This window comes from Alteromonas confluentis (assembly GCF_001757105.1).
GTDB classification, from domain to species: Bacteria; Pseudomonadota; Gammaproteobacteria; order Enterobacterales; family Alteromonadaceae; genus Alteromonas; species Alteromonas confluentis.
This window is the reverse complement of sequence record NZ_MDHN01000020.1, coordinates 1-20965: the sequence shown is the minus strand read 5'-3', so window position 1 is coordinate 20965 and position 20965 is coordinate 1. Positions and strand designations below refer to the sequence as shown.

At 48.0% G+C, this 20965-nt stretch carries 19 protein-coding genes and 2 rRNA genes; all 21 read right to left on the bottom strand.

Features of this window, described 5'->3' with window-relative positions:
- Positions 1-187: 187 nt before the first annotated feature.
- Positions 188-3178 carry an ArnT family glycosyltransferase gene (locus tag BFC18_RS21430; protein ID WP_083272984.1) on the bottom strand — a complete coding sequence of 997 codons (2991 nt, stop codon included), beginning with the start codon at positions 3176-3178 and terminating at the stop codon, positions 188-190.
- Between the two features lie 6 nt (positions 3179-3184).
- Positions 3185-4492, bottom strand: coding sequence for a tetratricopeptide repeat protein (locus BFC18_RS08850; RefSeq protein WP_070125202.1), 1308 nt, complete (start codon positions 4490-4492; stop codon positions 3185-3187).
- A complete protein-coding gene (locus BFC18_RS08845) occupies positions 4492-5976 on the bottom strand; it encodes a flippase (protein WP_070125201.1) in 1485 nt (494 codons plus the stop codon). Before BFC18_RS08845 ends, BFC18_RS08850 begins: the two co-directional genes overlap by 1 nt.
- A complete protein-coding gene (locus BFC18_RS08840) occupies positions 5977-7323 on the bottom strand; it encodes a TolC family protein (RefSeq protein WP_070125200.1) in 1347 nt (448 codons plus the stop codon).
- Positions 7313-8467, bottom strand: coding sequence for an efflux RND transporter periplasmic adaptor subunit (locus BFC18_RS08835; protein WP_139138977.1), 1155 nt, complete (start codon positions 8465-8467; stop codon positions 7313-7315). Before BFC18_RS08835 ends, BFC18_RS08840 begins: the two co-directional genes overlap by 11 nt.
- Positions 8468-8481: 14 nt before the next feature.
- Positions 8482-9090 (bottom strand): metal-dependent hydrolase, encoded by a 609-nt coding sequence (locus tag BFC18_RS08830; RefSeq protein ID WP_070125198.1) that lies wholly within the window; start codon positions 9088-9090, stop codon positions 8482-8484.
- The gene (locus tag BFC18_RS08825) at positions 9090-10178 is read right to left on the bottom strand and encodes a beta-galactosidase (RefSeq protein ID WP_070125197.1); all 1089 of its coding nucleotides are present in this window, start codon (positions 10176-10178) and stop codon (positions 9090-9092) included. Before BFC18_RS08825 ends, BFC18_RS08830 begins: the two co-directional genes overlap by 1 nt.
- Positions 10179-10185: 7 nt before the next feature.
- Positions 10186-10929: a nucleotidyltransferase family protein gene (locus tag BFC18_RS08820; protein ID WP_070125196.1), complete on the bottom strand. Its 744-nt coding sequence runs from the start codon at positions 10927-10929 to the stop codon at positions 10186-10188.
- Positions 10930-10941: 12 nt separating this feature from the next.
- On the bottom strand, positions 10942-11550 hold the full coding sequence (locus BFC18_RS08815) for a serine O-acetyltransferase (RefSeq protein ID WP_070125195.1): 609 nt from the start codon (positions 11548-11550) through the stop codon (positions 10942-10944).
- Entirely contained in the window at positions 11540-12931 is a 1392-nt protein-coding gene (locus tag BFC18_RS08810) for a glycosyltransferase family 4 protein (protein ID WP_070125194.1), read from the bottom strand. Before BFC18_RS08810 ends, BFC18_RS08815 begins: the two co-directional genes overlap by 11 nt.
- Positions 12924-13601 (bottom strand): hypothetical protein, encoded by a 678-nt coding sequence (locus BFC18_RS08805; protein WP_070125193.1) that lies wholly within the window; start codon positions 13599-13601, stop codon positions 12924-12926. Before BFC18_RS08805 ends, BFC18_RS08810 begins: the two co-directional genes overlap by 8 nt.
- Positions 13589-14437 carry a sulfotransferase domain-containing protein gene (locus BFC18_RS08800; RefSeq protein ID WP_070125192.1) on the bottom strand — a complete coding sequence of 283 codons (849 nt, stop codon included), beginning with the start codon at positions 14435-14437 and terminating at the stop codon, positions 13589-13591. Before BFC18_RS08800 ends, BFC18_RS08805 begins: the two co-directional genes overlap by 13 nt.
- The gene (locus BFC18_RS08795; protein WP_070125191.1) at positions 14438-14986 is read right to left on the bottom strand and encodes a serine O-acetyltransferase; all 549 of its coding nucleotides are present in this window, start codon (positions 14984-14986) and stop codon (positions 14438-14440) included.
- A gap of 11 nt (positions 14987-14997) precedes the next feature.
- The gene (locus BFC18_RS08790; protein WP_070125190.1) at positions 14998-15579 is read right to left on the bottom strand and encodes a serine O-acetyltransferase; all 582 of its coding nucleotides are present in this window, start codon (positions 15577-15579) and stop codon (positions 14998-15000) included.
- Entirely contained in the window at positions 15572-15820 is a 249-nt protein-coding gene (locus tag BFC18_RS08785; protein ID WP_070125189.1) for an acyl carrier protein, read from the bottom strand. The genes BFC18_RS08790 and BFC18_RS08785 overlap by 8 nt, the downstream gene beginning before the upstream one ends.
- 14 nt (positions 15821-15834) lie before the next feature.
- Positions 15835-16422 carry a chorismate--pyruvate lyase family protein gene (locus tag BFC18_RS08780; RefSeq protein WP_070125188.1) on the bottom strand — a complete coding sequence of 196 codons (588 nt, stop codon included), beginning with the start codon at positions 16420-16422 and terminating at the stop codon, positions 15835-15837.
- A gap of 34 nt (positions 16423-16456) precedes the next feature.
- Entirely contained in the window at positions 16457-17887 is a 1431-nt protein-coding gene (locus BFC18_RS08775; RefSeq protein WP_070125187.1) for a class I adenylate-forming enzyme family protein, read from the bottom strand.
- Between the two features lie 11 nt (positions 17888-17898).
- Positions 17899-18678 (bottom strand): glycosyltransferase family 2 protein, encoded by a 780-nt coding sequence (locus BFC18_RS08770; RefSeq protein WP_083272982.1) that lies wholly within the window; start codon positions 18676-18678, stop codon positions 17899-17901.
- A gap of 23 nt (positions 18679-18701) precedes the next feature.
- Positions 18702-19754, bottom strand: coding sequence for a GHMP family kinase ATP-binding protein (locus BFC18_RS08765; protein ID WP_070125186.1), 1053 nt, complete (start codon positions 19752-19754; stop codon positions 18702-18704).
- A gap of 714 nt (positions 19755-20468) precedes the next feature.
- A 5S ribosomal RNA gene (gene rrf, locus BFC18_RS08760) occupies positions 20469-20584 on the bottom strand.
- A gap of 174 nt (positions 20585-20758) precedes the next feature.
- A 5S ribosomal RNA gene (rrf, locus tag BFC18_RS08755) occupies positions 20759-20874 on the bottom strand.
- Between the last annotated feature and the right edge of the window lie 91 nt (positions 20875-20965).

Here is a 20965-nt window from a genome sequence, read left to right as displayed (position 1 = left end):
GTGGGTAGAAGCGGGAAAACAGGGTCAGAAACAAAGCCCATGATCATAGTGGATTTTTCGGCTCGCGCTCAATCAGAGCATTAAAAAGCAGAATAGCAAAGTAGCAACCTCCAGCGAATTGCGTATTGTCAAAAATAACGTCAGGTAAGCAAGTGAGAAGGTCAGCGTGATAAAATTACCACTATAATCATTTTTCCCACAGATACAGTCGACTGTCATAACTTTCTGCCACCACGGTCATATGTGTATTGATATATTCGAGCGTTTCAGCGTCTATTATGCGATTAAGGCCTCTTACTGGCGCAGCCACAAATAGCACTCGCTCATGTTGCTGTAATACATCCTGCAATTCCTGCTTTGAACGAAGTACCGGATTACCGACAAACTTATCAACGTAGTAAGGTGACTGCCGAACGGTGTCGTACACCACTTTACGGTCGGTAATAGTTTGAATGAAGTAGCTGCCTTTCTCTTTAGCGTAGTGCTCTGATACCAGGGGGATAGTGGACATCACCACATCGCCTTCGCGCCGATACTGCTTCAGTGCGAGGGAAACCGTTCTGCCATCAACACCTGCAAGACCTGGGCGGTAGTCCACTCGCATTTGGTCGATGTTATCACCCATGAAACGGTAAATGTGCATCAGCCCAGACGTGGCGGGTAAGAACAATAGAAGCGCAAGCAACGTAATGGCGATTCCAGATTGCAGGTTTCCGGTAGCGCCAGAAATGCGTTGCCCTACGCGCTGTAGCCCTTTCACTGAATAGGTAAATACGGCGGCCACTGCCAGCAAAAATACCGGCAACACAAAGTAGAAATAGTGGGCATTATAAAAGCCTAATAAGTTTGTCAGCGACAGATAAGCCGTCACCACAAACAGCATCACGAAACTCAGCCTCCGTTGATAAAACATCATCACCAAACCAACGACAAAGAACAGGCTTAGTGCCAGGTTGAATTCGGTAAAGAAAAAATTCTGAATGTAGTAGAACGGATCGTAAGACGGATCGGTAAACGTTAGTTTCGGCGCTGACGTGTCACTTTTACCATAGCCAACCATGATGTAAGGCTCCTGCAATAGCACACGCCTTATACCCTGCCCTATAGCGACGAACAAAATTAGTACCGCGGCAATCCACAGATTGGGCTGGAAGAACCATTTCCAGTTACTCCATCGCATGATAAGAGCTACCACCACCATAACCGGCAATACAAGACCAGACCCTTCCCAACTCAGGTAGCTGAAGGCAAACGCCACGGCAGAAAACACAGCGAGACGAATACTGATATTCTCGTTGCTCAGTAACCGATAAAACGCGATCAGCGTAAGCAAATTGAAAAACTGAATTTGCGAAGGGTGAAAACAATTCTGTGCCCAGTAAATCGCCCAGGGCGACACTGCATAGAGTAAACCGGCGATCAGTCCGGTAATACGATTAAACCATTGTGACCCACAATAGATGATTACCCCACAGGTTGCAGTGCCGAACAACAGTGCCGGGATGCGCAGGCCAATATCGCTGTAACCCAATATCGATACTGACGCAGCCAGAAAATAAGGCACCAGTTCATACGTGGCTAACTCCACTTCCATGCCGCCTACCATCAAATACGGATAGCCGCGCTCGAGTACACCACGGGCAAACCCGGCTATTGTGGCTTCATCCACCGTTAACGCCTGCTGCCCCAGGCCATCGACTCGCAGTAAACATGCTATGGCGACTATCGCTACGCCAACAAGCCAGAACAAATAGTGATTGATAAGCCCAAGACTCGGTTCTTGCTGACGATCAATTGGAACTGTGGCTACGGCGGGTCGATTAAGCCAAATTTGAATCATCGAGGCCAAAATAAGCATGGCCCAGATAAGCGTTAGAAGTAGTAGATTCGACCACGCAAATATCTCTCTGGCTGAAAAACGTACGTCTTGTGCCACCAGCCAGGCGACAACCAGCGACAATGTGCCGATGAGCCCGGGTAGAAAGAAGCTGTCGAGAATTTGTGTACCGTTCAGTCCAGCAAGGCGGCCACCAGCCACGGCTCCTAATGTAAAAAGCAGTATGGTCAGTACCGGTAGCCAGGGCATGATCTGCGCAAGAGGCGGTGCGGAAAATGCCTCATTGACAGCCATCTGAAATATCGGTTGCTCTGAGGACAGCGCCAGCGACAAAGGTGGCAACGCTTTTTTTGCAGCGGTGATATCTGGATTGATATAGGTAGAGGCAGCATCGCGTTCTATTAACCATTGCGGCTCAATATAGCGGGTGCTAACAACACCACTTTCTTCAATAATGAGCCCCCCTGCTATTTGAGGTGGCATTCCGCCGGTAAAAAACAAAAATTGGATAGTGTTGTCACCCGCGTGCAACCTAGAACGAAAGCTGGTTAATTCAAGCAAATTATCGCTGGCGGAATAAAGACCGGCACTGACACCATTCACTACCACCTCGAAAGGCACGGAACTGGCGATGGCAAACCAGGCTTGACGGGTGGCATCAGATACCTGCAGGTTTCCAGACACACTGACTGTCCAAAAGTTCTCACCAAACACCGTCAGCATGTCAGGACGAGGCAGTGTAAGAAATAAATCGTTAGACACATTGAGTTGCGCGGGGGTTTGCCGGTGCGACTCAATAGTCGCGTTGTGCCAGCGAACATCATCGTAATTGCTGTCTGACCAGGTGAGCTGACTTTGTACAGGAGGAAACCGACTCGCAACTTTCACGTGTTGCCCTGAATAAAAATACTGTAGTAATCCTGCATGGTTTATCGTTGCCAGCTCGTACCTTAGCTGAACGCCCTTCGGAAACGTCGCTTTGTTCACTTCAAAAGCAAGCAGGTTCCGCCCACTTTTCAGCCACGGTGATACATCAATAACCGCGGTAGGCAACATGGACCGCGCACGTTTTTCCTGTACTTTACGGCCATTCACATACACCACGATATTGTCGGAGCCAGACACGGTGAGTACCGCCCGTTCGGGCACATCAGCAAGATCTACCGCTGCGCGAAAATAACCATTTGCAGTAGGAACGTCGGTACTCAGCCATTGTGAACCGTTCCACTGCACCGAATAGCGTGTATTCGCCTCATCCACAGATTTAAGATAGCCAAAGAGCAGTACGAGACAGATGAATAAAAATGCTGGGGCCAGCTTTAGTGATCCTCGGTTTATCATACTGCCTCAGGAACCACTCAGGCCTTTAACCGCCCGGTAGTTTTTATCGCTGTCTAACTGAATGGAATGTTCATAAGCGTCACGGGCTTCAAGAATGCGTCCACTGGCCACCAGGCAATCCCCTTTTGTGGTCCAGATATCAGCTTCAACGGAGCGGTTGCTGATTGCAGGGATCAGGTTATCCGCTAACAGGTTACAGGCTTCATGTTGACGGGTCTCCTTGTAGATATACAGCAGCGCAAGTTCAGATGCAGCATTACGCCCTATTTGCAGCCCCTGTTGATAGTAATCTTCCGCGCGATACCAATCGTTGTCCCACAATGCCAGTAATGCCATTCGATTCAGCGCTGTCTGAGTCATTGCAACTTCCACGCGGTCCATTGCATTATCACGCAGCACGGCCTGATTCTTCGTTCTCAGCAATACATCGTGTAGCGCTAGCACGCCGTTGAAATCATTGGCCGCCAGGCGCTGACTCATCACATAAGCACTTGCCAGGGGGGATTCAGGCCCTTCTACCTGATACGCCACGTAAGATTTCAGTAGAGGTAAGCCTGTAGAGAATGCTATAACCGGGTCCAGCTCTGTGATCTCTGCCAGCTGCACGATGGCACTTTCCACCTTATTGTCATTTAAGTCCCGAATACCCTGATTGAGTTTCAGGTACGCCAGCAGTACTGAACCGGTGCCATTTAATAGTACAAGCGCAGCAATAAACACCGCCACAATCAGAACACTATGCAACCAGCGATAGACTTTGGCCCAGGCATATACGGTAAGCAGAACCGCCGTTAACAAGGCAAGCTTTGGTCCCCAACCCAGTATGCCTGTTGTAGCAGCGAGGCGGTCGGAAAATGCATAGGTGTCGAATACCAGCGGCGTTTCCACTGACCGCCCGGCATTTGGTACATCGTGTAGCGCTAGTACATGCTGCATTTCCCGGAACTGCGTACTTTCGGTGATATATTGCAATAAATGAGCGCCGTCGAAAAAGCTAACTTGCTGGGCAAGGGTGAAAACAAACCCAAAAAGAATTAGCGAAATGACGAGTCGCAGCAATGGCCTTTTCATCGCAGTGGCCAAAAGAAACAGCCCCATCAAACCCGCTGAAAGCAATAGAATATCCCGGGTTGCGGGGGTCAGCTCAGTTAAACGACTACTACCGGAAAGTGGCATATTCACCCACACGCCAGACATCCCCAACATCATCAAGGCACCGGCAAGCAGTAGTGCAGGATAACTCTCAGCAAATCGTAACGGCGATAGGGCCCGATGAATGAGAGAACGGAATGACAACGTCGTTGCAGCTTTCATCACGCGCTGCCTTCACTCGCCGACGGCGTTGACGACTGCCGGTTGGTAAAACGGGCTACCAGCGCAGTGACGTCCTGAACACTGAAAACTCTGAATGCAAACAGCCCTACTAAATACAAAAAGAAAAATACGACGGTGAAAATTATCTGGTCCCAGAACGTTTGAGGTAACCACAACAAAGCAGGTAAACAACATAAAAAAGAAATGAATGCTGGACGCCAACAAAGTGAGATCCAATTAACGGTAATCTCACAGCACTTCAGGAATTTCAGAGCCAGTATAAAATAGCAAAGCTCCCCGCACAGCGTTCCCCATGCTGCTCCCTGCACACCCACCAGCGGAATAAGGATAACGTCAGCAAGCGCATTCACGGCGAAGCACCCCAGTGCCGCAAGCAAGTAAAAGCGCTGATGATTAAGTGCCACAAACAAGTAGCTCAACAGCATATTAATAAACAGGCCAAATACGGTGAACGCCAGAACGCGAAGTAATCCACCGGCCTTTGCGAATTCATCCGCATAGAACAGGTTAACCAGGCTATCCGCTGAAATGAAAAGGTACCCGGTTAGTGGCAGCGCCAGCAGAACAAACCCTTTAAGGCTTAAAAGAAAAAATGCATTCAATTGCTCTGCGTCGCCCGCGGCAAGCCGGGACAAGGCCGGGAACAATGGCAAACATAAAGCGAAGGGAATCATGTCAATCATCTGCACTACTTTGTAGGCTGCGCTGAACACGCCAACGGCGGTAGCGCCCAGCATCACCGACAGGATCAGCACATCCACTTGCAGCGTTAGACGACGAATGACCATGGATGCACCCACCGGCACGGCAGCACGAAACAAAGACAGTGCATAGAGCCAGTCGCGACCAAAGCGGATCGTTACGAAGCGTAACGAAACCACCATAAAGAAGAACAGGTACTGCAACAAATTGGCGACCAGATAGGCGAAGCAAATACCCAGTAAGGGGGAATTAAATGGCGATGACGGGCCGCCCCACCACCAGGCCAGGGCCAGCAAAATGATTTTATGCGCGACAAAGCAAAACGCGTTGTAACCCATTTCTTCAAACGCCCGGCATACCGACGAATAAACGACGGAATGATAAGTAGCAAGTACTGCTGCCGCCATGATGATGCAGGCACACCACGAGGTTGTTGAATCGAGTAGCCCCCAGCCAACAAGAGTAATGATCACAAACATGATTGACGACAGACACCACGCCAGCGTAAGCACATTCCCCATAATATAAGCGGTTTTACTTTTATCTTTGGCGACCTCGCGGACGATTAAATTTGTAAGACCGAAATCAGCCACCAGCTGACAGACACTGGTAATGGCCAGAATAAAGGAAAACACACCAAACGCTTCAACACCCAGTAAATTGGCGCACAGCAGTAGGATCAGAAAACTGAGTACGCCGCCCACGCCTTCACTGGCGAAAACGTAAAGCAGATTTTTAGCGACGTTTTCGTTACCGCTCATTTAGCCCTGGCTACCACAGGCGGTATTAGTAAATAACACAGCATCTACATAGTTCATCCATGCGGCATTAAAGGCGCCCAGAAGATTCAAATGAGCATTGATACGGTCATCTTCCGCCTGAATAAGTGCTTCCAGACTATTCAAACCACTTCCTACCCTTTCCTGCTCGCTCTGCCAAACCTGCTCGCGCCTGGCCAACTCCATTTCAGCGACTTCGATCTTGCTACGGGCACTGTCGATACCGTTTTTTATCGCCTCGGCTTGCAGTGCCTTCACCTTTTCAAGATATTTAAGCTCAGTGCTCACCGCTGTGATGGATTTTTGCAGACTACGGGATTCACCATAATTGGCAGGTACGGCACCCAGCGGATATTCAAATGATAGCCCCACTTCTCCGTAGTCCTTTCTTACAGCAGACTCGAAGTTATCCCCGCTTCTCAGTTTTAAGTATAGATTCATCGACGGCTTCAGCTTACCGCGCTGGGTGGCCAGCTTTTGATGTTCGAGTTCAAGCTGGGCACGCAGCATGCTGATATCCGGTTGCGCACCAATAAGCGTATTGATATCACCGATTTCAACTTCTTTTTCGATGACGCTGCGAAGTTCCTTATTGGCTTTACCGTCTTCAAATGCCATTAAGGTGACATCCTGGCCTGTTAGCAAAGACAGATAACGAATACTCATTTCTCGCTGACGGTAGGCATCGGTCAGTTTTTGTTTCAAGTTGTAGTAACCCGCACGAGCAGCAACCAGATCGTCGGTGGTCGTTACCCCCGCTTCCAGTGTGGTGTTCATGTTATCTAACTGTTTGCGGCGTTGATCAATGACAGGCTCAAGCAAATCAATTTGGCCACTGTAGGTCAGAGCGTTGAAGTAATACTGACTTACCAGCTTATAAGCATCCTGCTGGGCAGACGATAACTGCGCCATGGCAACATCGTAGCTAGACTGGTTCTGGTATTCTGCCAGGCCATCTTCACCCAACCAGCGACCATCGCGGTAAAGTCCCCACTTCATATCGACTTTGCCCAGCCACGCCTGACCTTTTTCATACACATTGGGGATGGCGGGATCCTGCACTGGTCCGTTTTCGATGGCGAAGAAGCTGGTGGGCTCCCCACGGGCTGCGTAGACATCTACGCCAACCGTGAGATCAGGCATCCATTTGGCTACCTCTCCAGTTGCTACCCGCTCCTGCGCCACATCGAGCTGCGCTTTCGCAGCTGCAGTAACGTCACTTCCTTCACAAACCAATACAGAAACCCGCTCAAACGATGGGATTACTACGTCTGCTGATACTGAAAACGCCGTCAGCCCGACTAATCCAACTAAACCATTAAAGCGCATCGCCAACCTCCACTTTATCTCCATCTTTTAATGCCTGTTGTCCAACGACAACCACGTCCTGTCCAGCTTTGAGGCCACTACGAATACCTACATAACCCTGCTCATAGCCGGTAAGTGTTACTTCATTGAGTCTTGCGGTTTTACTCTCATCCACGGCGAACACAAATGCATTACGTCCGTCGCTACCAAGCAATGCGATAGCGGGAATACGAACAGGGTCTTGACCCTGCTCAAGTAATTTTATTGAGGCGACCCCGCCCATGCCCGGACGCAATTTCAGATCCGGATTGTCCAGACGAGCAAACACGGAAAGTGCGTCAGACTGCTCGTCTACCTCGCTGCCAATTCTAAGTATGCTGGCCGAAAAGGTCTGCTCAGGAAACGCATCAAGACTGACATCCACCGCCTGACCTAGCGCCAACTCTGCATAAAACCGTTGAGCAACTTTCGCTTCAACGTAAATAGGATTGGTAACGCTCAGGGTGACCAGCGGCGAGGAAGTTCTTGCCGTGGTATTGGCAAATGCGCTAACGGAGGTAACAACGCCGCCAACCGGTGCGTTTATGGTTATCTGCGAGTAATCAGATTTTGCAGTTTGCAGTTCGTACTGGTTGGTCAGCAGTGAGGATTTGGCCTGTTTCGCGGCAAGTGCCGCTTTGGACAGTTCGTCTTGCCCCACCAGCTTCTTACGAAACAATGCCTGTACTTTTTCAAAGTTATCCTGGGCAGCATTATTTTCTTCTTCGGCAATCTCCACCATAGACTCAGCCAGATCGAGCTTGGCTTTAATCAGATCCGGATAGAAAGACACCAGCGGCTGACCTTGCTTCACCAGTTCACCGGTTTCCACATGTACGGTTTCAACCATAGCCTGAAATCCCGGGTAAACAGGCAGACTCTGATTCTCCACTAACACTGCCTGAGTAACCAGGTTTGAGGACACCGGCGCTGATTCTGCGCGCACAATTTTGACCGGTATCGGCGCATTTTTATCCCGCGCAAAGGATGGACTGGTGGCCTTAAGGTGTGAAGATACGATTTTCATCGCCCATGCACCCATGCCAACCAGTGCAATGAGTAGCACCAATAACAAAGCGACGGAAATGACTTTTTCCGATTTTGTTTTTTTACTTGTCTCTTCCATAACTGCCACTTTTACTACCTGAAATTACCACTGAACACGTTTACTACCAGCTGCTTAGTTTGCTCCCGAATGTCCTTTGACATCAGCCAGACAATAAGCCCAAAGCCGCCAAAAATAATCACTTCCCGAACCATGACCCAGAGATTATGCAGAGATAAAAATTCTTCCATCGAGCCGTGGTGCGGTCCGAGAAACAAGGTCAGCGGCGAATGTATACGGGCATCCACAAACGGCCACAACACCACGGTACCAAAGCTTGGATGCCAGCCCGGGTTCGGACCGGTAAACCAGTCGACAGCAACATGACTCATGAGGCCGAAGCCTACCAACAACGCAAAAAATCGATTTTTCTTTTCATCAATACCGAATACCCGGCCAACCAGCCAGAATATCGCACCTGCGAGCAGTGCAAACACGATGGAGTGGGTTGCTTGCCCATGGAAATAATGATGATGCTCACCAATCAGTGGCCCCACCAGTAAGTCCAGATCCGGCGCATTAGCCAGAAACACGGCGGCAAATACCAGTGGTACAGAAAAGCGTGTCACATAGTGTGGCGCTATCATTCTGCCAACCATCAGACAATCAATGCCACATGATGCGTGGCCCAGTGTGCTTGCCATTATTTCCCCTGCTCACTGCTTACTACTTGCGGCTTAACGAGTTGATCGGCAATGGTGGTCAGCGATGCTTCCAATTCCCGATTGCGCACATCCACATCCCATATTTCAAAATACTTCGCCCCCAACGTCATTCCTGCTTCTATGGTTGCATTCACACTGCCTTTTAGCAGGCGTTCCGGCTGTCGGGTTTGGTTACCAATGAGTTGCAGCGTGCAGAATGATGTGTCGCATGCCTTTTCAAGAAACGGATAAAGCGGCGCATTCCAGCGCTGTGACTTCCCGCTCCACCATGCCGAGAACAGACCGAATCGCTTGCCGGCTTGTTGCAAACCATATTCAAGAGCGGCGTCTGCCGGTTCGTAAGAATCGAGCACTGGATGAATTTCAATATCCAGCGGCGTGACGGGAAATGCGCTAACATACGCATCGATAATAGAATGCAATGCGTTGATATGTTTCTCAACGGTATAGCCCGCATCATGCCACGGGCCGCTAGATACATTTTCTCTGCGGCCATTGACCCGCTGCTCGGGCAACTGCATCTCGAAGCCGTTTTTAGAAGAATGCGTGATGTGCACCAACGCAATTGCGCTTTCGTCTTGATAGCACTCGCCTAATGCGGCGATGAGGGCACGCCAATGCTTCAGGTAAATGGTATCCCAGGGTAACGGAATTCGTTCCTGCCGGTTCCCCCTTTCAGAGTAACGGGTTTTAAATTCATAAGAAAAAGGCTTCGCACCAGCGTCATAAATCCAGGCAGGTGCTCTGGGGCCATTAAGCACGCTGAGCGTTACCTTTTTATTGTGCTGCTTTGCCTGATTGATCAGTGCATCTATGGCGCTAAAATCATAGCGCCCGATTGCAGGTTCAATATCATCCCAGCCAACACGGATAAGGTTGCCGTGCACAAAAGTCGCAGATAACACTTTGTCACTGATGCGGGGGCCGGAACTAACGAAAATACCGTTGGGCGGAGCGATTGTTAACGTTTCACTTTCTGCACTAGCAGGCACCAGCGCACCTGCTCCGACAAGTAATATCAGCGTTAGGATAATCCAGAAAGAAAGTGAAGTTTCGCGTCCGTGCATGTTGTTTTTATCCTGCGGCTTTAATGCCGCACCACTGCGGCAACACCGGAAAATAGTGCGACGGATTTACCGTAAATTGCCGGTAGTCTTCAGGAATACCGATGTCGATAAAAGGACCAATGGCTTTCACCGCGTACAAACCCGATTTCACCAATAACGGCAGAACTTCTTGTTCCAACGAAAAGGACTGGTTTATCGGCATCGCAGCAATCACACTAGCAGGAATACTGTAAATCCCTGCGTTTATCCAGCCACTTCGTTGCACTGGCTGTTTTTCGTAAAAAGACGTTATACGACCGCTGGCGGTAACCGCCACTTCGCCGTAACGACTGATATCATTCACCTGCGCGACCACCATGGCAGCGCCTCGCTCAAATGCGGTGTCTCGCAGTTTGGAAAAACGGAAGTCGCAATAGCTGTCGCCGTTGAAAATAAAATAGTGCTTTGCAGGGTGTTGCTCGTAGCAGTAGCGCACCGCGCCCCCTGTTCCCAGTGGCTCAGGTTCAACGACTAAGGCAAGCTTGAGGCCTGGTAGCGCGTCCTGCTGATCTGCGATGAAGGTATCAAACTGTTCAGCTTTATAGCCTGCTGCAATCACAATGTCGTGAATACCCTTGCGATACAACATGTTCACCATGTAAGCCAGATAGGGAATGCCATTTACCGGTGCCAGAGGCTTGGGCACGTCACTCAACACTTCACGCAGCCGGGTGCCTAATCCACCGGCCAGAATAATGGCTTTTGAGCTCATACTGGTTCTCCGTTACTCAGTATCGAAACTGAGGTAATCACTAGTTACCCCCCGCGAGACTATCTTCGCAGGATTTCCTACTACAGAGCAATTATCGGGAATGGATGAAATGACCAGCGCATTGGCTGCAATCACCACATTATTCCCAATACTTACCGCGCCCATAATTTTCGCACCCGCACCGACAAACACGTTGTCACCTAATGTAGGCTTGCCTTCACCGGTGTGATCTCGGCCAATACACACGTTCTGATTCACCGTAAGATTGCTGCCAGCCAATGCAGGATCGATTTCAATTCCTGCGAAATTATGCAGAACCAGTCCGCGACCTATTTTCGCCGTAGGTGAAATACGGCAGTCAGTGAATAGTCGCAGCACACCTTCGATGAGCCAGGCAAAAAATGATAACAGCACCGCGAGAATATCAGGTTTCACGGCATGGCATTGCTGGCGCAGACGAAATGCCATGACTGCCAGCGAGCCCCACTGCAACGTCATTTTGATGTACTTGTTCACAAAGTTATCTATACGGGTATAGTGACGACGCTTGCGCCTAAGATCGACACGCAGCGCTGCAAAACCGTTATCGACAACCGCGTTGTCAGAAACACTATTCGGCATCGACTACTCTCCGGCGTTCGATAAAGTCAATGCGCACAACATTTTGTCTACGTTCGCCTTTGCGCTGCTCTCGGATATCTGCAGGCAGTGCATCCGCATCCATCTGCCGGTTTTCCCAGAACCTTGGCTGATAGCTCTGCCGGATATATCGCTTCAACTCCGGCTGCAGGGATTCATAATCACCGCTCCGCAACATCTGATAAATCACGGCAATGCCCTGCGCCAATACATCCCATTCGTACAGACTACCTAAAGTTCTACGTGCTTCGGTAGCAATTTTTTCGGCCATCGCAGGGCGATTCAGTAACCATTCAATACTTTCAGCAAACTGCTCAATGTTATGATCTTCAGCCAGCACCGCATTTTTCATATGATGCAGCCCTTTTGCTGCACCGGTGAAACCGGCAATGGGAATATTGCCGCACATGTAGTTCAGAATTTTTACCGGGTGACCCGGGCAGTCAGTGCGGGGCAGCGTGGCCACATCCGCCAACGCCAGATAATCAGGTAGTTTTTCCAGCTTCAGACCTTCTACGATATCCGTGATGTCACCAATATCTAATTCGGCAATCTTCGTTTTAATCGTTTCCAGATCTTTCGGATTGACGATATTGGCCGCCAGGATCAGTCTGAGATTATCTAACTTCGGCTTGATCACTGCTGTCGCTTCCAGCAGGTAATCAATGCGCTGAAAGGCATCCAGACTACCGGTGTAAATGACAATGTTATCGTCATCACCATAGCCGTATTTTTGTCGCAGCGTCGACTTATCATTGGTTTCAAACATCCCCGGATTCACGCCCGCCGGGAGTACCTGAATCTTTTCTTTTTTCACACCGAGTTTAACCAGATAGTCTTTCAGCGAGTCAGACACGGCAGTGACGTAATCGCCGGTAAAAGGAATCGTTTTGTCCAGCAGTCTGGCCAGCTTCATGGCGAAGCCTTTGGACCAGATAAAATCGTAGGTCACCAGTTCATCCACCATGTTATTCACGGCGTTATAAAGCATGGGCTTGCGGGTAACCAATTTGGCCAACCAGCCAATTAACGCGCCTTCATAGTTGTGCGCATGAATCACATCAATTTTATACTTCCAGATTAACCAGATAAGCCGGAAAACCATCAGCGGGTCGTAGACAAACTTTTCTAATGCCGGGCCGACTTTTACCCGCTTTTTATTCAAAAACGGGAACGACACCCGGTGAATTTTCGGGCCGGTTACCGGAATATCCTCTTTAATGGGATAGGTAAGAATATGCACCTCATGGCCCTGCTCGACCAACGCTTCTGACATCTCGCGAATGGATGCCGGAGAACCGTGATTTGCCGGAAACGGACAGGCTGCCACCATGACGACTTTGTGTTTTACTGACTCATCCATGCTGTACTTCTGCTTCTGTTTCTCTGATCCTCGATGGATTGATAATTAAGATATCCGGCATGCTTTCTATTTTTTTTGCAAAGCCGCCATACATGGCTTCGAGGCCATCAATGATTGGTTGCGGCTGTGACTGCCAGGCCGATTTGCGCTGCTTTACCTTAAAGGGTTTATTGCAGTCGAAAAAGGCCAGTACCTCATCGATATTTTCCGCCAGCGCCTCATATTTGATCAGCATTACCGGATGCCGGGTTTTAGCCGGGTCGGCCCAGTTGCTCAGTTGCCGGTCGAGATGAAAGGCATCCTCGCCCCCTGCCAGATATTGTTCCAACGAAACGCCTTTTAATTCAGGCGCTGTAGTCGGACTATTATCGTTCATGGCGTTCGCATGCATGCCCTGATAACCACGGCGAAATACTGACAGCACGCTGTTGTAAGGATTACCGAATACGTACCCGAGTTTCACTTGCTTCTCGTCGTTATACACCTCTGGAGAGTAGGCATGTTCGCGGGGCGTTTTGTCTGCAATGGAACCGATATGTCGGGCCAGCGCCGTAGAGCCCACGCCCCCCATAGAGCAAAGTGCGACTGAAGGTCCGGGAAATATAATTCGACGTAATGCAGGCGCTTTGTTGATGAGAGACACCAGACCGTCGAGCTTTATCGTGTCCATATCTGCCCCTCCCTGCCAAGTAAGTTAGCTAAGCGGAGCTGCTCGTCCTCAAATATTGCTTTTAGTTTTTCTTTTGAAGCGGCGTCCATACCCGGTATGGGTTCTGATTTCGCATTAAAGCGACGCACCATTTGTGCCACGCCGGAACGTTTTAGTCGTTCAGCAAAACCAGTCATGCCTCTTCTCGCCATAAAGCGATAGCATCGCACCAGAATGTTTTCGAGTTTAAGAAAGCGATAGTTCACTGCCTGATTACGCTTTTCCTCCACGCCTTCGGGCAGAAAGCTGATATCCTCTACGCCAATGAACTCGAATATTCTGCGGTAGCATTCGGCGAGATCGTGCTGCATTTCCTCAAGCACCAGAACCAGAATATTTTCTTTCGGAAAACGTTCAAAAAACGGCACCAGATAATCGGTGTAGTACCCAAAGCGAAGCTTTCCTTCGTCTTTAATATATTGGGAGAACGGATAGTCAGGTGGCAGATCGCCCTTACGAATGAAATGCTGATAGTCTGAATAGGTGCGAGCAACCGGATCGCGCACCATAGCGATAATTTTCACATCGGGAAAATGCTGGTAGATGCGTTCCGCGGCATCAGGGTGGTACATGTAACTAATAGAAAACTCACCTTTGCGTTTATCCCCCGCGCCATTGAATAGCCCTTTGTACCAGTCAAATGTTTGTTGTTCATACAGGTCACCGAAGTAGTGAATTTCCTTCGGATTCCCATCAAATATTTCGGGATGTTGTACAAGATTTTCGAACAACCAGGTCGAGCCACACTTGCCCGAACCAATGCCAATAAAATCCATATTAAAATCTTGCTGTGACATTTAGCTCTCCACTGCCTGCGCTTTCTTTTTTATTCTCGCCGGATTGCCTACCGCCATGGTGTCATCTGGAATGTCGGTAAGTACCAGGCTGTTTCCGCGGATAATCACGTTATTGCCAATGGTCACACTGCCCAGGATTTTTGCTCCGGGCTCTATGTATACGTTGTCGCCAATCACCGGCAGGGTTTTACTTCCCCGCACATTGCCTACGGTCACCCCGGAACCCACAGTAAAATTCTCGCCGATAGTTTCAGCCAGAATGAATACTCCGCCAGTGCCGTTTACGGCAAACCCTTTACCTATACGGCAATGGGCCTGAATGCTGATTCCTGTAAGACCCTGAGTAATAAAGAACAGCGGATAATAAAGTACTTTCAATACCAGTTTTAGTGGCTTAGGGCCCACGTCACCGGCAAACCTGCCAAAGCGATAAACGCAGGTAGCCAGCCAGGTTCTGCTGACAAAGCTCAGTAATCGGCTGACACCTTCATCGTTCTGACCGGTGGTGCTCAGGCGTTGACGGGCATCGGCTTTAAGATTTTCAAACATCTGTAATCTCGTTAATAATTATTGTCGTTGCCTGCCAGCTTTTCGCTCATCCAGTTGGTTTCTCTGGAAATGATGCGCGCCGGATTTCCCATCACCGTGCAGTTATCCGGTACGTCATTAATCACCACCGAATTAGCGCCAATCACCACATTGTTACCTATGGTGACACTACCGAGCACTTTCGCTCCGGCCGCAATTAGCACGTTGTTACCAATTTTAGGCGGCTCGGGCTGCCCGCGTAGGTGACCAATAGTGACGCCCTGAAACACAATCACGTTTTCCCCCATCTCACCTTCGCTGATAAAAATGCCGCTAAAGTTGTGAATGGTGAAACCTTTTCCAATCTTTGCTTTCGACGGTATATAGATACCAAACCCGGTTACCACGATGGCTTTTAGGAAAAAATAGGGAATGCGAAATAGCGCGCGAATGAAGCTGACTTTAATGGTGCGGGTCCAACTACCATAGCGATAAACGGTACTGGCGATGGTACCCGGGTCGAGAAAAATTCTGACGTTCTTCACAAACCAACTTTTCTGGCTCAAAAACCAGTCCTGCTTGAATTTAAGATCGCCTTTGATTAACTCAAACACGCGCTGCTACCTGACCTTCAACATAAGTTGATAGGGCGTTAAGCGTCTCGAATACTTCTGGGTCCAGTTCATCAGATTCAATTTCAATATCGTGTACCCACTCAAGCTCCACAATGAGTGAGATACGATTTATCGAATCCAGATTCAGCGGAGCATCTGTTTCGATAGTGCTGAAGTCCTTTTTGCACACTTTTGTCAGTGTTGCTCGTAAAGACGTGATGATTTCTTGTTGACTGCTCATAGTATGCTTCCTGATTACTTAGCTTTCTTTTGGAACAAGCGGATTGGGAATCTTTCGGTGATCTGCATCGCCGGTTTGCCGCTGATATTTATAATATAAGTGCGATATATCGCTTCGACGTATTCCGGTGCGCCAGAGGTATGTTCATTGGCCAGGAACACTTCGCGGCCAAAGTCGACAATTTCACGATAGGTCTCAAGGCCTATTTCCCGGAGCAATTCACCGATACCAATTTTGCCGTCCAGCATTTGTTTGCGGACGTCATCATCTAGTAAATCCATGCGCAAATAAGAGGTGGCGAAAGCATAGATATCCGACGTGGTTTCGCCTTTTAAAATAACATCGCGCTTCAGCGCGTGATCGCCCACGTTTGCGTTGATCAGTGGTAGAGCCTGCGTTAACCACACCGGTTCCTGCCATTGCTTTTCAACGCGAATTTTCTCCCAGAAAAACGCCTCCAGGCTTTTGGTAACCGTTCCATCCGTCACCAGTAGCGTTCGCAGGAACGGGGGCAACGCTTCCATATCCATTGCGTCGTCATTGATATTGTGAACAATGCCACCCTCAATGAATCCTCTACTTCTAAAGTGTTCTTTCAACATAATTGCTTCCTTTCTGTCGCGTCCACTGCCCGTGTTACAGGTATTTTCTTAGTATTTTTCCCAATGGACTTCGGGGTATCTCACTTCTGAACTCGATCATCTTTGGCCATTTATACTCAGCGAGATTCGCCTTACAGTGCGCCACAACATCACCTTCAGTAAGATCATCAGCAACGACTACCGCCTTTACCACTTCGCCGTAGTCGCTGTCTGGTTTCCCAAGTACCACCACCTCGCGAACAGGTTCGAGGGCCATGAGTACCTTTTCAACCTCAATCGGGTCAACCTTTAACCCAGCAACATTGATAAGTTGCTTTTTACGCCCTGTTATAAACAGGTCGCCATGAACGTTCTTAAACCCGATATCCCCTGTGACATAGTTGCCTTCGATAAATGTCTCAGCAGACGCGTCTGGATTATTTTTGTATTCAGTCGCAGCTGAAGGACTCTGCACCACTATGTCACCTTCCACTCCTGGCGGACATTCCAGACCATCCTCATTAACTATTGAAACGACATACCCCTTTAGAGGGCGCCCTACCGAGTTTGCGGGTGCATCGCCAATATTAAGTGCAATAGCGCCGGCTTCCGTAGACCCATAAAGCTGACAGGCGGTAACAGTCAAAGTTTGCTGTAGGGCCTCACGAATCTCATCAGCCAAGGGAGCACCGGCGGTAAAGACCAAACGAAGTTGTGATAAGTCAGGTTGCTGCTTTAACCGTGTCGAAGCTAGCATCTTAAGCATGAAGGTTGCGGAGGGGTAAACCGTGACAGCATGTTTTTCAAGCGCTCGAATCACGCTTCGAGGATTAAATTCACCTGGCGTAATGACCAACTTGGCGCCATTGAGTAGGGAGGCCATAAATGCATTTGAAAAACCGTGGGCATGATGCAAAGGAACTGAACACAGGAATACATCGGTAGCATCGACCAATGCCGTTTGCGTGAATGCTTCATACTCGGCAATAAGTTGCCGATAAGTTCGTACAACTTGTTTAGCCTTACCTGTAGAGCCAGAAGAGAATAAGACGAGACCCGGCGCTTGAGCGTCATCATCTTCAACTACACTATTTCCATCTGCAGTATCTATTGATTCAAATGCTATCGTAGAAAGCTCAACGGATAAGCTCGCGATACGGGTAATTTCTTCGGTAAGTGCAACGACGAGGGATGCCTCGGATCGTGACAAATAGTCCGTGATTTCGGTGTCTGTGAACTTTGAATTCAACGGTAAAAGACAAGCACCAATTTTGAAAGAAGCTAGCATGGTCGCTATAAGCTCTATACCAGCTGGAAGTGATGTGGCAATGACCTTACCTTTCCCCATCCCTTCTTCGCCAAGGCGCAAAGCGATACTGTTTACCTGGCTATTTAATTCAGAAAAGGTCAGGTCCTGATTACCACACACAACAGCAACTTTATGAGGATATTCCTGAACCTGTGTATAAAAATGTTTGTACAGCATGAACACTTACCTCAGGAAATCTTCGCGTGAAGTTTAAACAGCTCGTAAAATGCTTTCAGGATAACGAAAGGATTAGCGCCCGTTTGCTCGCCAGCTTCTCTGGGGTAATGACTAACCGCCACATTAATCATGCTGAAACCTCGCTTCTTAGCTAATGCCAAAAGCTCGGTGTTAACCATGGCCCCGCCAGCTTCTAGTTTGATCACATCGAAAATATCGCGACGGAACAATTTAAAAGCACAGTCGATATCTTTGACTTTTATCTTGAACAAAAATCTAACCAGGCTTGACCATGCCCAACCATTAACACGTCGATGAAAGGGATCGGCACGATTCTCTCTGTAACCAAGAATCAGATCATAGCTATCTACATAAGTGAGCAGACGGGTGATTTCCTCTAAATCAAACTGACCGTCTGAATCAGAAAAGAAAACATAGTCATTCTTTGCAGCAGCGAAACCACTACGTAAAGCTGCGCCATATCCCTGATTATATTGATGATGAACCGGTTTGATTCGCTCATCAAATGCTGCAAGTGTATCTATGATTTCGCCCGTACTGTCTTCTCCACCATCGTTAACAGGGATGATGGTAACGGTATGAAAATACTTCGAGAACGCCTTTATTGCATTTTGAATTGAGCGAGTAATATTTTCTTGTTCGTTATACGCCGGAAAAATAATCGATACGCTAGAAAGCTTCTCCGGTGATTCCAACACTGCAATACGCTTCTTCGGCGCTTCATGCGTGTCTATAAAGTCAACTGTCGCTGTGGCACTTCCACTGTTCATCTTTTAGTCCCTTACCCCTTCATCTACGCTATCATCAGACGGTGTCTGAGATGCTGCTCAACACGTTGATTACGCCACGATTCCACTCCATCAAGCTCAAATTTAAAGCTCTCAACGCGCGCACCCAACTTCTCTAATGCGGAAACCACTTCCCGCTTCTTATTGTGTTCACAGTAAAACATCATGAAGCCACCACCACCGGCACCACTTACCTTGCCGCCAATAGCACCTGCTTTTCTTGCGGCTTCGTACATCTCATCGAGTTCTGCATTGGTAATGGAACTCGCCATCTGCTTTTTCTGCTGCCAGGCTTCATGTAATAATTCGCCAAACTCGTTTGTCTTGCCGCGTAGTAAAACCCGCTTCATATCTAACGCGTGCTGCTTGATCTGATGCATTGCGTCGATATTCGAAGCCTTTTTATCCTCAACGTTCTTAATCTGATCTTCGATGATGGTGGAGGACAAGCGAGACTTTTGGGTATAAACCAAAATCATGTTGTACTCGAGTTCGCGAACCACCCAAGGATCAATCTTGAGACGATTTACCAGTACGCTATCGCCGTCAAACTCCATAAAATTGAAGCCACCAAAAGCTGCTGCATACTGGTCTTGCATTCCTCCCAGCTGTTTAAGTTCAAGTCGTTCAATATCGTGAGCAAGACGGCCAATTTCATAAGCATTCATAGAGAGGCTTTCCATCTCATTGAAAGCACCAATAATTGAGACCATCATTGCTGATGATGAACCCAGCCCAGAGCCAGGAGGAGCGTCATTGTGCGTAATAACCTTCAAACCGCATGCCTGGCCCATGAGATGTTTGTAAACTGAACGCACGAAACAGGCATCGGAAAAGGGTGATTCAAGCGTTGAACTGCAGAAATGGGTTGTCTTGTCAAAATCGTATGAAGTGACAGAGATATCAGATTGCTCACTTCGGACTAAACTGGTGTAAGCGAATTTATTGATAGTGGCATTTAGAACAAGGCCACCATAGCGAGAAGCATAAGGGTTTACATCTGTACCACCGCCAGCGAACGATATGCGTAACGGAGCTCGAGAACGATAAATTTCCATATTTACATCCTTGAATAAATGCTGGCATAACCGGGGTAATAGCTTTACCAGCGCGTCGCTTCATCAAATACTTCCTTTAGATGACCCTTTGCGACTTTTTTCAGCACTCTTCGATTGCAGAATCGGAATGCTTAATAATAGTTATATTGTGTAAATGTAGAGCAATATTAGTACCACTCAGATATTCCGAAAATGAGATCTCGGATATAGATCATAAAAATCATTGAGTTAATCAAAATATTCAATGACCAATAATAAAAGTGAAAACTTGATTTGCTATGGCTACAGTACATTTATAAAACTTTTCATGCACCAAATCGATTCTTTTCTAACCGGGCTATTTGCGAACCAGATGATTACTGAGCAATATGAGGCAAATGCATTAGAAATTTTTTATGGATTATGCCGGTTTGGTGACTCTCGAAGAAAATCTAAATATCTGAAAATAAATAAATATTTAACTTCACGAACAACAAAGTGTAAAAAACATAAACAACACTTTTGAATTTCTCTTCTAGATCAGTAGTACCTTTTTTGTATTTTTCATTATGCTAAAAAAGACGCTCTAAAATAGTGCAAAATTTCACCATATTGAAAGATTGAACACCCGAGCATAATCATTAGAAATGAAGTTTTTGGGAAATGTCTATAAAGGTGTCAGGTTATAAACGCAAAAAGCCCGCTCAAAATGAGCGGGCTTCTTTCGAATTTGGAGCCTGACGGTGTGCTACTCTCACATGGGGAAACCCCACACTACCATCGCCGCTAACGCGTTTCACTTCTGAGTTCGGAATGGGATCAGGTGGGACCACGTCGCTATTGCCGTCAGGCATAAAACTTTTTTATATAAAAACCGAATGATTTCTCGGTTCTTAGAAAGGAGGAAAACGACCTACAGAGGTTGCTCATCATCCTTTAAAATTTTTCATTCACCGCCTGCCGTTGCAGTGCCGATGTTTATCAAAAAAGCCCGCTCGAATGAGCGGGCTTCTTCGTAATTGGGAGCCTGACGGTGTGCTACTCTCACATGGGGAAACCCCACACTACCATCGCCGCTAACGCGTTTCACTTCTGAGTTCGGAATGGGATCAGGTGGGACCACGTCGCTATTGCCGTCAGGCATTAAACTTGGTTGTTACCGACATCGTCAGTAACTTAACAATTCTGGAAAGCGTGATACGTTTATCAATCAGAGTAACGCTACTCTAACT

Coding starts and splice junctions, on each gene's coding strand:
- BFC18_RS21430 (WP_083272984.1), bottom strand. CDS start 3,178: ATGATAAACCGAGGATCACTAAAGCTGGCCCCAGCATTTTTATTCATC.
- BFC18_RS08850 (WP_070125202.1), bottom strand. CDS start 4,492: ATGAAAGCTGCAACGACGTTGTCATTCCGTTCTCTCATTCATCGGGCC.
- BFC18_RS08845 (WP_070125201.1), bottom strand. CDS start 5,976: ATGAGCGGTAACGAAAACGTCGCTAAAAATCTGCTTTACGTTTTCGCC.
- BFC18_RS08840 (WP_070125200.1), bottom strand. CDS start 7,323: ATGCGCTTTAATGGTTTAGTTGGATTAGTCGGGCTGACGGCGTTTTCA.
- BFC18_RS08835 (WP_139138977.1), bottom strand. CDS start 8,467: ATGGAAGAGACAAGTAAAAAAACAAAATCGGAAAAAGTCATTTCCGTC.
- BFC18_RS08830 (WP_070125198.1), bottom strand. CDS start 9,090: ATGGCAAGCACACTGGGCCACGCATCATGTGGCATTGATTGTCTGATG.
- BFC18_RS08825 (WP_070125197.1), bottom strand. CDS start 10,178: ATGCACGGACGCGAAACTTCACTTTCTTTCTGGATTATCCTAACGCTG.
- BFC18_RS08820 (WP_070125196.1), bottom strand. CDS start 10,929: ATGAGCTCAAAAGCCATTATTCTGGCCGGTGGATTAGGCACCCGGCTG.
- BFC18_RS08815 (WP_070125195.1), bottom strand. CDS start 11,550: ATGCCGAATAGTGTTTCTGACAACGCGGTTGTCGATAACGGTTTTGCA.
- BFC18_RS08810 (WP_070125194.1), bottom strand. CDS start 12,931: ATGGATGAGTCAGTAAAACACAAAGTCGTCATGGTGGCAGCCTGTCCG.
- BFC18_RS08805 (WP_070125193.1), bottom strand. CDS start 13,601: ATGGACACGATAAAGCTCGACGGTCTGGTGTCTCTCATCAACAAAGCG.
- BFC18_RS08800 (WP_070125192.1), bottom strand. CDS start 14,437: ATGTCACAGCAAGATTTTAATATGGATTTTATTGGCATTGGTTCGGGC.
- BFC18_RS08795 (WP_070125191.1), bottom strand. CDS start 14,986: ATGTTTGAAAATCTTAAAGCCGATGCCCGTCAACGCCTGAGCACCACC.
- BFC18_RS08785 (WP_070125189.1), bottom strand. CDS start 15,820: ATGAGCAGTCAACAAGAAATCATCACGTCTTTACGAGCAACACTGACA.
- BFC18_RS08780 (WP_070125188.1), bottom strand. CDS start 16,422: ATGTTGAAAGAACACTTTAGAAGTAGAGGATTCATTGAGGGTGGCATT.
- BFC18_RS08775 (WP_070125187.1), bottom strand. CDS start 17,887: ATGCTGTACAAACATTTTTATACACAGGTTCAGGAATATCCTCATAAA.
- BFC18_RS08770 (WP_083272982.1), bottom strand. CDS start 18,678: ATGAACAGTGGAAGTGCCACAGCGACAGTTGACTTTATAGACACGCAT.
- BFC18_RS08765 (WP_070125186.1), bottom strand. CDS start 19,754: ATGGAAATTTATCGTTCTCGAGCTCCGTTACGCATATCGTTCGCTGGC.